The sequence below is a fragment of the Vreelandella aquamarina genome, assembly GCF_044805175.1.
Lineage (GTDB): Bacteria > Pseudomonadota > Gammaproteobacteria > Pseudomonadales > Halomonadaceae > Vreelandella > Vreelandella aquamarina_B.
Map to the genome: position 1 here is coordinate 846,711 of NZ_CP085232.1, position 13,040 is coordinate 859,750.

A 13,040-nucleotide genomic window follows, 5' to 3' on the forward strand; every position below is an offset into this window, starting at 1 on the left:
GTGGGCACGGAGGTGTTGTCATCGACAGCAGGAAGCTTGGGTGGCTGTGGGCGTTTATTGTACGAAAAAAGTGGTTGAAAGCACAAAATTCCTGATAAGTGGTTTAGGCATCGTAGGTTATAACGGGTGTGCTGCCATAGTGGCGAAGCCTTTTGCGTATTTTGCGGTCAAAAGCGGTATGGTAAGAGTCTGGAAGAGGCAGCGATGACGCCGATCATAAAAGACGAGGAGTCATGATGGGGAAAACGCTAGGTTATGTTGGCGTGGTGCTAGTGGCTACCCTGCTATTGCACGGCTGTAGTGGACCCGAGGAAGAAGTTGCACAAACCCAGCCTAACTCAGTGGCTGAAGAGCGTGCTTCCGAACCGGAGCCGCCTGCACCGCAGGTTGAGCCGCTGAATGTGACGATGTCTCTCTCTGCGTATCTGCGGCCTGACCGGCGCATCATGGTCGAAGGTGATACTAACTTGCCTAATGATGCCCAGTTACAAGTGGTGGTAGAGCGCGAAATTAGCCGTGTACGTTGGCAAGAGCGCACACACGTGGTGGATGGCAAATTTGAAGCGGGCCCGTTGGGTTCTGGAAGCGGCCTGCCGGATGGCAGCTATACCGTTACCGTGCAGCTAGGTGAAGCTACCGTGCAGCCAGAAAACGTGCAGGCACGTATTGGCACTCAGGGTGAATATTTGGCGGGAGAGCTTGTCAGCCAATCCCGCCATGGGTTAGGACAGGTGGCCACCTACTCGCGCCGTTTCTTGGTAGGCAGTGAACCAAGACGAACGCGCGACCAGGTGGACATTATTGAGGACAAATAGGGGATGGGGAGGTAGTTGCTTTAGGCAGGACACCAGTGTGCTAACAGCACCGCATGAATCGAGGTGTCACTGGGCGCTTTTGAGAAGTGCTCAATAACAAAACGGTCATCACGCTGGATGAGGTAGTGGCCTGCTTTATGAAACACATGTGTCGGGCCAAGCAGCAGCAAGTCACCAGGGGATACCGGTGAAAAATCCGTTTCTTTGCCTGGGGTCGCCATCACGCAGGGGGCTTTCCAATCAATCTTCAACGGCAGATGATGTGGAACGGTAATGGTGGTTGCCTGAACCTGTTCCCAGGGGAGGGGACCAGTATGGGTCAGGGTCAACAATTGAGGCGCACTGTCACCTTCCAAAAGGGTAGCCAGCGAGCAATCAAGGGCATCGGCGAGCGCTACTAAGCGTTCGTGACCGATTTGCTTGATCGCCCCGGACTCCCAATAAGAAATGGTGACATCTGACACGCCAACTTTACGTGCAAGGGCAGCTTTGTTGAGCTTGGCCCGAAGTCGCAGTTGCTTGATACGTGAGCCTAGCGATTCCATTTCATTTTCCTGTAGATGAGCTAAATCAGCTCGTTGAATGTACTTCCACCTGTTAGGGCGGCTCTCTGAACATGCTGAAAATAGAGAGATTCATTCTCATGCATGAACACGAATCATAGGTACTACACCATACTAAGCGATTGTGCTTTAACGCGCATCTTCCTATCTATGATCTTAGAGCTTTCGATCAGACGCTTTTAAGGCAAACTCGTTCCCTCTCCGGTGCTGTTGGTTACTCGTTGGGTGCGTATAATGGCGCCACGCTTAATTGCCAAAAGGACATGTTGATGACCGTACGTACTCGTATCGCGCCTTCTCCCACTGGAGACCCCCATGTAGGCACGGCCTATATCGCGCTGTTTAACCTCTGTTTTGCTCGCCAGCACGGCGGTCAGTTCATTTTGCGTATTGAAGATACTGATCGGGTACGGTTCACTGCCGAATCAGAGCAGATGATTCTCGATTCGCTGCGCTGGTTAGGCCTTGAGTGGGATGAAGGCCCGGATGTGGGTGGCCCCTATGGCCCCTACCGGCAAAGCGAGCGGGGGGATATTTACGCAAAATATGCTCAGCAATTGCTAGACGCCGGGCATGCCTTTAAGTGCTATCGTACCAGTGAAGAGCTGGATGAGCTGCGCGAATCGCGTAAAGAGGCTGGGCTGCACCTGGCGTTGAAGCCAGCGGATTTAGCCTTGGATGCCGAGGAGCAAGCGCGCCGCGAGCAGGAGGGCTGGCCCTATGTGATCCGTATGAACGTGCCCAGCGAAGGCGTGTGTGTGGTTAGCGATATGTTGCGCGGCACGATTGAAGTGGATTGGACCCAGGTAGATGCCCAGATCCTGATGAAGTCAGATGGTATGCCCACGTACCACCTGGCTAACGTGGTAGATGACCATTTGATGGGCATTACCCATGTGCTGCGAGGCGAAGAGTGGATTAACTCCGCACCCAAGCACCAATTGCTGTATGAGTACTTTGGTTGGGAGATGCCGCAGTTATGCCACATGCCGCTGCTACGCAATCCGGATAAGTCCAAGCTCTCCAAGCGTAAAAACCCAACGTCGATTAACTACTATCGCCGTATGGGCTTTTTACCCCAGGCAGTAACCAACTACCTGGGCCGTATGGGCTGGTCGATGCCCGATGAGCGCGAAAAGTTTAGCCTGTCTGAGATGATGGCGGAGTTCGATATCCAGCGTGTCTCTCTGGGGGGGCCGGTCTTTGATCTGGAAAAGCTGACGTGGCTAAACGGCGTCTATATTCGTGAAGATCTGGACGATGACGCACTGCTGCAGGCACTGCGTGAGTGGGCGTTTAACGATGCTTATGTGAAGCAGATTCTGCCCCAGGTGCGGCCGCGGGTTGAAACGCTCTCCCAGGTAGTGCCACTGGCAGGCCACTTCTTCTCCGGCTTGCCCGCCATCACCAAGGATGATTTTGACAGCGTGAAGCTGGACAGCGAAGAGCTGATGAAATTGTTGCAGTTCCTGGTATGGCGCTTTGAAGGTGTCTCTGAGTGGCACAAAGAAGCACTGTTGGTGGAAGTGAAAAGCCTGGCAGAGCACTTTGAGCTAAAAATGAAGGCCTTTTTGGCACCGGTGTTTATTGCTATCACGGGTAGCACCTCCAGCACCTCGGTCATGGATGCCATGGCGATTTTAGGCTCCGACGTGACTCGGGCACGGCTTCGCAATGCCATTGCTGTGCTAGGCGGTGTCTCTAAAAAGCAGGCGAAACGCTTTGAAAAAGAGTACCGCGACCTGTAACTAGCCCTAGCTGTCGGCCATGGAAAAGCGCCACGCTATCGCTGCTGAATAGCGTGGCGCTTTCTTCAGTAAATAAGCTTGACGAAGATGCGGCGAATCAGTAATATACGCTCCGTCTTCGCGACATGTGGGGCCTTAGCTCAGCTGGGAGAGCGCAACACTGGCAGTGTTGAGGTCAGCGGTTCGATCCCGCTAGGCTCCACCAATATCAGCCTCGTTGATATTGTCCTGTCAAAGGCGCTTTCAGGTCAGATACGTCCCATTCGTCTAGTGGTCTAGGACACCGCCCTTTCACGGCGGGAACAGGGGTTCGAACCCCCTATGGGACGCCACCTCACGCTTTATCCGCACGCTCAATTATGATGATTCGCAACTAGCAATGAGCTTTCTCACTTGCTCTTTTTGCATTCCCGCCGTTTAGAACTTGCGTCTATTTCACGCGTTTTTTGCCCAGATTATGCTTGACTTGTCCACTTTTGCGTCTCTGTGAAACGGGTTGTGCACAACCGCATAAATATGACGCAAAAAATCAGCGATTTACTTAAAGTCTTTTTAAATCAATAAGTTACTTTAGATCAAAAAATAACCAATTTAAGCCTGAGCCACTGTTCATGGCGATTGTGGGACGTTTTGTAGTGGTTGTGAACAGGGTTATCCACAGATAGTGTGGAAAACCCTGTTCAGGGTGGCAGTGCCGGAAAGTCAAGCGTTATTCCGGCTTTCGCAGCCGTTTTAGCAGTGATGAAGTGTCCCAGCGGCCGCCTTCCATGCGCTGTATATCCGCATAGAATTGATCGACGAGAGCGGTGACGGGGAGGGTGGCATTAAGCCGGCGCGCCTGCTCTAAACAGATGCCCAGATCCTTACGCATCCAGTCCACGGCAAAGCCGTGGTTGTACTCATCGGCGATCATCGTTTTGTGGCGGTTCTCCATTTGCCAGGAGCCAGCGGCTCCTTTGGAGATCACGTCGATGACTTGATGCTGATCCAGGCCTGCTTGCTCGGCAAAATGCAGCCCTTCTGCCAGCCCCTGAACCAAGCCCGCAATACAGATTTGGTTGACCATCTTGGTGAGCTGGCCGCTGCTGGCTCCGCCCATCAGCGTGACGGCCCGGGCGTAGTGGTTGAGAAAGGGGGCTACTGTGTCGAAGTGCTCTTGTTCGCCTCCGCACATAATCGTCAGTGCGCCATTCTCGGCACCTTGCTGGCCGCCTGATACCGGCGCATCGATAAACGCTACGCCTTTCTCGCGGCAAGCGGTATCTAGCTCCAAAGCTAAATCTGCCGATGCGGTAGTGTGATCAACCAAATAGCTTCCGCTAGCCATGGCGCTGAGAACGCCTTCCGGGCCAGTGGTTACTTGACGTACATCATCGTCGTTACCTACGCATACCAATACCAAGTCGGCACCTTCAGCAGCTTCGGCGGGCGTTGCGTGGGCTGTGCCGCCAAATTCCTTGGCCCAGGCCTCTGCCTTGCTGCCTGTGCGGTTGTAGACACGCGTAGTTAAGCCTTGCTTGGCGAGATGGCCTGCCATGGGGTAGCCCATGACGCCTAATCCGATAAACGCAACGGTGGTAATCGATGGCATAGAACACCTTTGTTGTTGGGTGGGTGCAAGAATGCTGGGTGATAGCAAGCAAAAGGCCACCATGAGGTGGCCTTTATCCTAGTAACTCATCAGATTGCTCAATGCGTTAGCAATCGATTATTTTTTAGGATAGTCACGTTTTTCATGGCCAACATACAGCTGGCGCGGACGGCCAATTTTATAGCTATCGCTGAGCATTTCGTGCCAATGAGAGATCCAGCCAATGGTGCGTGATACCGCGAAGATCACGGTGAACATGTTGGTGGGGATGCCCATGGCTTTCAGGATAATGCCCGAGTAGAAGTCAACGTTCGGGTACAGTTTGCGCTCGATGAAGTACTCATCTTCCAGGGCAATCTGTTCCAGGCGCTTAGCGATTTTGAGCTGCGGGTCGTCGGCCATACCCAGCTCGGCCAGCACTTCGTCGCAGGTTTCTTTCATCACTTTAGCGCGCGGGTCGAAGTTGCGATAGACGCGGTGACCAAAGCCCATCAGCTTGAACGGGTCGTTCTTGTCTTTCGCTTTATCCACGAAGCGCTGAATGTTCTCTTCCGAGTCATCACCGATCTCATCCAGCATGTTCAGTACGGCTTCGTTAGCGCCGCCGTGGGCCGGGCCCCACAGGGCTGCGATACCGGCGCTGATACATGCAAACGGGTTGGCACCGGTAGAGCCTGCCAGACGCACGGTGGAGGTAGACGCGTTCTGCTCGTGATCCGCGTGCAGCATAAAGATGCGGTCCATGGCTTTCGCGTATACCGGGTTGATTTTGTACTCTTCGCACGGGTTGCTGAACATCATGTAGAGGAAGTTCTCTGCATAGCTCAGGTCGTTGCGCGGGTAGTTAAAAGGTTGGCCAACGTTGTATTTGTGCGACATGGCCGCCAGGGTGGGCATTTTGGCAATCAGGCGGATAGCGCTAATCACCCGATCTTCTTCCTGGGTGATATCCATATGGTCGTGGTAGAAAGCCGCCAGGCCGCCTACAACACCGCACAAAATCGACATTGGGTGCGCATCGCGGCGGAACCCTTTGAAGAAGTTGTTGATCTGATCATGCACCATGGTGTGATTGCGAATGCGCGATTCGAAATCAGCGTACTGCTCGTCGTTGGGTAGCTCACCGAACAGTAGGGTGTAACAAACTTCTACAAAGTTCGACTCTTTTGCCAATTGGTCAATGGGGTAGCCGCGGTGCAGCAGTACGCCCTTGCCGCCATCAATATAGGTGATTGCGGACTGGCAGGAAGAGGTGGCCATAAAGCCGGGGTCGTAGGTAAACAGGCCTTCAGCACCTAAGCCGCGTACGTCAATGACGTCGGGGCCAAGTGTGCCGGAATACACGGGTAGCTCGATCGTTTTGTCGAGACCGTCTACCGTCAATGTCGCTTTCCTGTCAGCCATGCTGGCCTCCTTTCGAATTCGGTTTGGGACGTAAAGTCGTTGTTTCGCATGCCGCGCCGGCGAAAAGGCTTGCCCACTATAGAAGCGTGCGACGTTTTGTCAATTAGCCTAAGTGCTAGACAGACTTATACGCATATTGTTGCTATGAATAAACTTTGTATATGATAGGCGAGGAATTCATAGCAGCGAAGTGTCAGGGGATTGACGATACGTTAACAGGCTTATCAAACCGTCAATCTAGTGTCACTATAACCATGCTGCAACGCAAAATCGACTCAGGCTTGCGGTAATCTTCTTGCACCATGGTCGAGTTAAGCCTGAGTTCGGTTTGTCAGCAGGGGCTAAGGTTCTTATAATCCACGGCGCGCGACCGGCAGGTAGGTGGTCGTGCCCGACTTGGCAACGGCCGAGCCCCTTCCAGCAACCACTGCCCGCTCGGGCTATGCCCGACCTGTCGCAGAGCGGGCCAAGAGAGTGTGTATAACGCCGTGAATAGCAAACGACCCGTAAACTTAGACCTAACTACGATACATTTCCCATTGCCGGCGCTAACGTCGATTACACACCGTATCACGGGTGTGATCCTGTTCGTTGGCTTGATTTTCGCTTTTTGGGCATTGGGTAAATCCCTGTCATCTCCGGCTGGCTTTGAGGCTGTCAGCGATGCTCTAGCCAACAACTTTTTGGCCAAGCTCATTGCGTGGGGGCTGCTGTCTGCCTTGGCATTTCACTTTGTGGCTGGCATTAAGCACCTGCTGATGGATGCCAACATCGGTGTGACGTTAGAAGGTGGCGTTAAAAAAGCACAAGCTACCGTGGTAGTGAGTGTGGTTCTGATTATTCTGGCAGGAGTTTGGGTATGGTAACCAACATCACAAGTTTTGGCCGTAGCGGGCTGTCTGATTGGTTAATGCAGCGCGTTTCCGCAGTGATTCTGGCTCTTTATACGGTATTTGTTGTCGCCTACCTGCTGTTTAACCCGAACCTGGATTACTACGCTTGGAGCGGGCTGTTCGAGCAAACCTGGATGCGCATTTTCTCGCTGCTAGCGTTTATCTCTATTGCCGCGCATGCCTGGATCGGTTTGTGGACAGTCACCACCGATTATCTCAAGTCCACTCGCCTGCGCGTAGGTGTCCAGACGCTAATCATTCTGGCCATCTTCGTGTACCTGGTGTGGGGCATTCAAATTCTGTGGGGAGCTTGATACATGTCTAACCTTCGTAGCCTGACATTTGACGCCATTATCATTGGTGGAGGTGGCTCTGGCCTGCGTGCTGCGCTTGAGCTGGCGAAATCTGGTAAGAAGACAGCCGTCCTGTCAAAAGTGTTCCCAACCCGCTCCCACACGGTTTCCGCCCAAGGTGGTATTACTTGTGCCATCGCGTCTGCTGATCCAAACGATGATTGGCGTTGGCATATGTACGACACGGTAAAAGGTGGCGATTATATCGCTGACCAGGATGCCGCTGAGTATATGTGTTCCGAAGGTCCTAAGGCGGTCTTCGAACTAGAGCATATGGGCTTGCCGTTCTCACGCTTCGATAACGGCCGTATCTACCAGCGTCCGTTCGGCGGCCAGTCGAAAAACTTCGGTGAAGGCGGCCAGGCGGCACGTACCTGTGCGGCAGCCGACCGTACCGGCCATGCACTGCTGCATACCCTGTATCAGAATAACCTCAAGAACAACACCACGTTCTTGAATGAGTGGTATGCCGTAGATCTGGTAAAAAATAGCAACGGCGATGTCGTTGGCTGTATCGCCATGTGCATTGAAACCGGTGAAGTGGTTCACGTTAAATCGAAAGCCACTGTATTAGCCACCGGCGGTGCTGGTCGTATCTACGCGTCCACCACCAATGCCCTGATTAACACGGGCGACGGTATCGGTATGGCACTGCGTGCTGGTTTCCCGATGCAGGATATGGAAATGTGGCAGTTCCACCCGACCGGTATTTACGGTGCGGGCACCCTGGTGACCGAGGGTTGCCGTGGTGAAGGCGGCTATCTGATCAATAAAGATGGCGAGCGTTTCATGGAGCGCTACGCGCCCAACGCTAAAGACCTGGCAGGCCGCGACGTAGTAGCGCGCTCCATGGTCATGGAAATCCTTGAAGGCCGTGGCTGTGGCGAGAAAGGCGACCACGTCTTCCTGAAGCTTGACCACCTGGGCGAAGAAGTTCTTGGCAAGCGCCTGCCGGGTATCGTCGAGCTCTCCAAGACCTTCGCCCATGTTGATCCGGCGAAAGACCCGATTCCGGTGGTACCAACCTGTCACTACATGATGGGTGGTATTCCGACCAACGTGCATGGTCAAGCCATCATGCAGGACGAAAGCGGCAACGACCAGATTATTAATGGTCTGTTTGCCTGTGGTGAAGCGGCATGTGTATCCGTGCACGGCGCTAACCGTCTGGGCGGCAACTCGCTGCTGGATCTAGTGGTATTCGGTCGCGCGGCCGGTATGTTCATCGAAGGCGCGCTGAACGAAGGTATCGAGTACCTTGACGCTTCAGAGTCTGATATCGAGTCCGCGATGAAGCGCATCACGCGCTGGAACGAGTCTGAAGGCGGCGAAAGCATCCCTGAGCTGAAGGCCGAGCTGCAAGACATCATGCAGAACTCTTTCGGTGTATTCCGTGAAGAGAAAAATATGCAAGAAGGTGTCAAAAAGCTGGCGGACCTGCGTGGCCGCATTGCCAATGCGCACCTGCCGGATAAGTCCAACGCTTTCAACACGGCCCGCGTGGAAGCGCTGGAGCTAGACAACCTAATGGAAGTGGCAGAAGCAACGGCGATTGCTGCCCTTGAGCGTAAAGAGAGTCGCGGCGCCCACTCGCGTTACGACTACCCTGACCGTGATGATGTCAACTGGCTGAAACACTCGCTCTACTTCCCAGCGACCAAAGAGCTGAAGAAGCGCGACGTCAACTTCAAGCCGAAAACCGTTGATACGTTCGAGCCTAAGGTTCGCACCTACTAATCTCCGCACTGACGAGAGGGAGTCACCATGTCCAATCTTCAGGTATCCGTATACCGCTACAATCCGGAAACCGACTCCGCGCCTTATATGCAGGAGTTTCAGGTCGATACCAAAGGCCGCGACCTGATGGTGCTGGATGTTCTGCACCTGATGAAAGAGCAAGATAGCGGTTTGGCCTATCGCCGCAGCTGCCGTGAAGGCGTTTGCGGTTCTGATGGCATGAACATGAACGGCAAAAATGGCTTGGCATGCATCACGCCGCTGTCAGACGTTGTGAAAAACAACAAGCTGACGCTGCGCCCGCTGCCTGGCCTTCCGGTCATCCGCGATATGGTGGTTGACATGGGTCTGTTCTACAAGCAGTACGAGCGTATTCAGCCGTACCTGCAGAATGACACCCCGGCACCGGCCATTGAGCGTCTGCAGTCACCGGAAGAGCGCGACAAGCTGGATGGCTTGTACGAGTGTATTCTGTGCGCGTGCTGCTCAACCTCGTGCCCGTCGTTCTGGTGGAATCCGGATAAGTTCGTAGGGCCTGCGGGTCTGCTGCAGTCCTACCGCTTCCTGGCCGACAGCCGCGACACGGCAACCCGTGAGCGTCTAACCAGCCTGGAAGATCCGTTCTCGGTTTTCCGCTGCCGCGGCATCATGAACTGTGTGGCGGTGTGCCCGAAAGGCCTCAATCCGACCCGTGCGATTGGTAAAATTCGTGAAATGTTGCTTGCAGATGCTACGTAACCATCTAATCCTATGAAAAAAAGCGAGTACCACGTAAGTTGCAGCATAAAGCTACTTAAATCGTGGCGCTTCGCTTGTTATCATAGGGGCCTCCACGGTGCGGCGACGCGTCGCACTGTGGTCAGCCAAGTTTAAAAGCCGGTGCTTTAAGTACCGGCTTTTGAGCATGAACTGAGTGTGAATCGCGTCGCAAATACGTGTATGAATAAGGGTTTCCGGCCTTCGGTCGGCGCCGCCGGCAAACGTCCCGCCCCGCCGGCAGGGCAATAGCGATGTCGTTGCTAGCATGCAGCGATGCCGATACCACCCCATCAGTGCAGGGTGACCGAGAGATGCAACAAGGCATAATGGAGTTGATGTGGCGTTCCTCTCACGTTAGTGGTGGCAATGTCCACTACGTGGAAGCGCTTTACGAGCAGTACCTCGCCGATCCTGATTCTGTCTCAGACGAGTGGCGCAGCTATTTTGATCAGCTGCCGCGTCCTGAAGGCAGTGCCTCCCACGATGTTCCACTAAGCCCCATTCGTGATCAGTTCTACCAACTGGGCCGTGAAAGCCGCCCGGGCCGGGTAGCCGCCGCCACCGACAGCGGTGAGAACAAAAAGCAGGTTAAAGTCCTGCAGCTGATTAACGCTTACCGCTTCCGTGGCCATCAGAAGGCCAATATCGACCCGCTTGGGCTGCGTAATCCCACCCCCGTTCCTGACCTCGATCTGTCGTTCCATCAGCTCTCCAAGGCTGACCTCGACACCGAGTTTCAAACCGGTTCGTTCTTCTTGGGTATTGATAAAGCGCCGCTGCGCGATATCGTGGATGCGCTGGAGCAGACCTACTGTCGCTCCATCGGCTGCGAGATCATGCACATCGTCGATACCGAAGAGAAGCGCTGGCTGCAGCGCAGGTTTGAGTCGGTACGCAGTGCACCCAAGTTCAGCGACGACGTGCGCAAGCACGTACTGGAGCGGTTGACCGCAGCGGAAGGCTTGGAAAACTACCTGGCGTCCAAGTATCCGGGGACTAAGCGTTTCGGTCTCGAAGGCGGTGAGTCGTTCGTGCCGATGATGGACGAGTTGATCCAGCGCGCAGGCGGTTACGGCACCAAAGAGGTTGTGATCGGTATGGCCCACCGTGGCCGCTTAAACCTGCTGGTCAACATCCTGGGTAAAAACCCGGCGGACTTGATCGATGAGTTCGATGGCAAGAAGGTCATCGAGCGCGGTTCCGGCGACGTGAAATACCACCAGGGCTTTAGTTCGAACGTGATGACCCCGGGTGGTGAAGTGCACCTGGCCATGTCGTTCAACCCGTCGCACCTGGAAATCGTCGCTCCGGTGGTAGAAGGCTCCGTACGCGCCCGCCAGGACCGTCGCAACGACAGCGAAGGCAGCAAAGTACTGCCGATCAACGTCCATGGTGACGCCGCCTTTGCCGGCCAGGGTGTGGTGATGGAGACATTCCAGATGTCTCAGACCCGTGCCTATAAAACGGGCGGCACGGTACATATTGTCATCAATAACCAGGTAGGCTTCACCACCTCGAACCCCCTGGATGCACGCTCTACGGAATACTGTACTGACATTGCCAAGATGGTTCAGGCGCCGATTTTCCATGTTAACGGCGATGATCCGGATGCAGTGATTCATGCGACCCAAGTGGCGTTGGATTACCGTCAGCAGTTTAAGAAAGACGTTGTGATTGACCTAGTGTGCTACCGCCGCCGTGGCCACAACGAGGCTGATGAGCCGTCAGGCACCCAGCCGATGATGTACGCCAAAATTAAAGACCACCCTTCCTCGCGCACGTTGTACGCGCAGCGTTTGGTAGAGCAGGGCGTCATCACTGAAGACGATGCCAAGGCGATGGTGGAAACCTACCGCGATGATCTTGTGGCAGGTAATCACGTTGCCAACGCGCTGGTACAGGAACCCAATACCTCGCTGTTTGTTAATTGGGCGCCTTACCTGGGCCATGAGTGGACCGGTGACGCAGACACCACCTTCGATATGAAGCGCCTGCAGCAGCTGGCCGCGAAGATGTGTGAAATCCCCGATGGCGTCGATGTTCAGCGCCAGGTTGCCAAGATCTACGAAGATCGCCGCAAGATGCAGGCGGGCGGCATGGGGCTCAACTGGGGCTTTGCAGAAACGCTGGCTTACGCCACGCTGCTTGATCAAGGCCACCCCATCCGGATTACTGGCCAAGACGTGGGTCGCGGTACGTTCTCCCACCGTCACGCGGTTGTGCACAACCAGAAAGATGGTTCGACCTATGTGCCGCTGCAGAATATGGCCGATGGCCAGCCGCGTTTCACTATCCACGACTCCTTCCTGTCGGAAGAAGCCGTGCTGGCGTTTGAGTACGGCTACTCAACCACCGCTCCGAATGATCTGGTAATTTGGGAAGCCCAGTTTGGTGACTTCTTTAACGGCGCTCAGGTCGTGGTAGATCAGTTTATCTCCTCGGGTGAAACCAAATGGGGCCGCCTGTGTGGTTTAACGATGCTGCTTCCTCACGGGTATGAAGGCCAAGGGCCTGAGCACTCATCAGCCCGTTTAGAGCGCTTCTTGCAGCTGTGTGCCGAGCACAACATGCAGGTGTGTGTACCGACAACGCCCGCACAGATCTACCACTTGCTGCGCCGTCAGGTGATTCGCCCGCTGCGCAAGCCGCTGGTGGTCATGTCACCGAAGTCGTTGCTGCGTCACAAGGAAGCAGTATCGAGCCTAGAAGATCTCGCCCACGGCAAGTTCCACATGGTGCTGCCGGACCAAGCGAATCTCGCCGCCGACAAAGTTACCCGCGTGATCATGTGTGCTGGTAAGGTCTACTACGACCTCGCTAACTGGCGCGCTGAGAACGAGCGTGACGATACGGCAATTATTCGCCTAGAGCAGCTGTATCCCTTCCCGAAAGAAGAGCTTCTGGAAGTGCTCCAGGCGTATGCCAATGTGGAAGACATTGTGTGGTGTCAGGAAGAGCCGCTTAACCAAGGCGCCTGGTACTCCAGTCAGCACCACATGCGTGCCGTGGCCGATATGTTGAAAGACGGCCTTGGGCGTGAGTTGAAATTCGCAGGGCGTCCTGCCTCGGCTGCTCCGGCAGCAGGCTACATGTCCGTCCACACTGAACAGCAGCGCCAGCTGGTGGAAGACGCTTTTAATGTATAAGCGCCCACCAGGTTTAGAGAACATATAAGGG

At 54.5% G+C, this 13,040-nt stretch carries 10 protein-coding genes and 2 tRNA genes; 9 read left to right on the plus strand and 3 right to left on the minus strand.

The features are described from left to right. Nucleotides 1–236: 236 nt before the first annotated feature. A complete protein-coding gene (locus LG300_RS03970; RefSeq protein ID WP_404377982.1) occupies nucleotides 237–815 on the plus strand; it encodes a hypothetical protein in 579 nt (192 codons plus the stop codon). A 20-nt stretch (nucleotides 816–835) separates the two neighbouring features. Here the strand turns inward: LG300_RS03970 and LG300_RS03975 are convergent, their stop codons facing one another. After that, on the minus strand, nucleotides 836–1,360 hold the full coding sequence (locus LG300_RS03975) for a helix-turn-helix domain-containing protein (RefSeq protein WP_404377109.1): 525 nt from the start codon (nucleotides 1,358–1,360) through the stop codon (nucleotides 836–838). Between the two features lie 287 nt (nucleotides 1,361–1,647). Between LG300_RS03975 and gltX the strand changes: the two genes are divergently transcribed. From gltX to LG300_RS03990, 3 genes are all read left to right on the plus strand, one after another. Continuing rightward, complete coding sequence (gene gltX / locus LG300_RS03980) at nucleotides 1,648–3,126, plus strand: glutamate--tRNA ligase (RefSeq protein ID WP_404377110.1); 1,479 nt, start codon at nucleotides 1,648–1,650, stop codon at nucleotides 3,124–3,126. Nucleotides 3,127–3,255: 129 nt separating this feature from the next. Continuing rightward, a tRNA-Ala gene (locus LG300_RS03985) sits at nucleotides 3,256–3,331 on the plus strand. Between the two features lie 51 nt (nucleotides 3,332–3,382). Beyond that, nucleotides 3,383–3,458: transfer RNA gene (locus LG300_RS03990), tRNA-Glu, on the plus strand. Between the two features lie 377 nt (nucleotides 3,459–3,835). On the opposite strand, the gene LG300_RS03995 is transcribed toward LG300_RS03990, so the two are convergent. Together LG300_RS03995 and gltA are read right to left on the minus strand one after the other, a co-directional pair. Continuing rightward, nucleotides 3,836–4,717: an NAD(P)-dependent oxidoreductase gene (locus tag LG300_RS03995; RefSeq protein WP_404377111.1), complete on the minus strand. Its 882-nt coding sequence runs from the start codon at nucleotides 4,715–4,717 to the stop codon at nucleotides 3,836–3,838. 117 nt (nucleotides 4,718–4,834) lie between these two features. Next, a complete protein-coding gene (gene gltA, locus LG300_RS04000; RefSeq protein WP_404377112.1) occupies nucleotides 4,835–6,121 on the minus strand; it encodes a citrate synthase in 1,287 nt (428 codons plus the stop codon). Between the two features lie 488 nt (nucleotides 6,122–6,609). Here gltA and sdhC point away from each other — a divergent pair, with 488 nt between their 5' ends. The 5 genes from sdhC to LG300_RS04025 all read left to right on the plus strand — a co-directional run bounded on the left by sdhC (nucleotide 6,610) and on the right by LG300_RS04025 (nucleotide 13,009). Next, nucleotides 6,610–6,987, plus strand: a complete 378-nt coding sequence (gene sdhC / locus LG300_RS04005; RefSeq protein ID WP_404377113.1) for a succinate dehydrogenase, cytochrome b556 subunit — start codon at nucleotides 6,610–6,612, stop codon at nucleotides 6,985–6,987. Beyond that, entirely contained in the window at nucleotides 6,981–7,328 is a 348-nt protein-coding gene (gene sdhD, locus LG300_RS04010; RefSeq protein ID WP_404377114.1) for a succinate dehydrogenase, hydrophobic membrane anchor protein, read from the plus strand. The genes sdhC and sdhD overlap by 7 nt, the downstream gene beginning before the upstream one ends. Nucleotides 7,329–7,331: 3 nt before the next feature. Further along, nucleotides 7,332–9,104 carry a succinate dehydrogenase flavoprotein subunit gene (gene sdhA, locus LG300_RS04015; protein WP_404377115.1) on the plus strand — a complete coding sequence of 591 codons (1,773 nt, stop codon included), beginning with the start codon at nucleotides 7,332–7,334 and terminating at the stop codon, nucleotides 9,102–9,104. A gap of 27 nt (nucleotides 9,105–9,131) precedes the next feature. Further along, nucleotides 9,132–9,842, plus strand: a complete 711-nt coding sequence (locus LG300_RS04020) for a succinate dehydrogenase iron-sulfur subunit (RefSeq protein WP_016914530.1) — start codon at nucleotides 9,132–9,134, stop codon at nucleotides 9,840–9,842. Between the two features lie 332 nt (nucleotides 9,843–10,174). Continuing rightward, entirely contained in the window at nucleotides 10,175–13,009 is a 2,835-nt protein-coding gene (locus LG300_RS04025; protein WP_404377983.1) for a 2-oxoglutarate dehydrogenase E1 component, read from the plus strand. Nucleotides 13,010–13,040 lie beyond the last annotated feature (31 nt).

Excerpts from the sequence above, each read along its gene's own strand:
- LG300_RS04025 (WP_404377983.1), top strand. The coding sequence starts at position 10,175 with ATGCAACAAGGCATAATGGAGTTGATGTGGCGTTCCTCTCACGTTAGT.
- LG300_RS03970 (WP_404377982.1), top strand. The coding sequence starts at position 237 with ATGGGGAAAACGCTAGGTTATGTTGGCGTGGTGCTAGTGGCTACCCTG.
- LG300_RS04020 (WP_016914530.1), top strand. The coding sequence starts at position 9,132 with ATGTCCAATCTTCAGGTATCCGTATACCGCTACAATCCGGAAACCGAC.
- LG300_RS03975 (WP_404377109.1), bottom strand. The coding sequence starts at position 1,360 with ATGGAATCGCTAGGCTCACGTATCAAGCAACTGCGACTTCGGGCCAAG.
- LG300_RS03995 (WP_404377111.1), bottom strand. The coding sequence starts at position 4,717 with ATGCCATCGATTACCACCGTTGCGTTTATCGGATTAGGCGTCATGGGC.
- sdhD (WP_404377114.1), top strand. The coding sequence starts at position 6,981 with ATGGTAACCAACATCACAAGTTTTGGCCGTAGCGGGCTGTCTGATTGG.
- gltA (WP_404377112.1), bottom strand. The coding sequence starts at position 6,121 with ATGGCTGACAGGAAAGCGACATTGACGGTAGACGGTCTCGACAAAACG.
- gltX (WP_404377110.1), top strand. The coding sequence starts at position 1,648 with ATGACCGTACGTACTCGTATCGCGCCTTCTCCCACTGGAGACCCCCAT.
- sdhA (WP_404377115.1), top strand. The coding sequence starts at position 7,332 with ATGTCTAACCTTCGTAGCCTGACATTTGACGCCATTATCATTGGTGGA.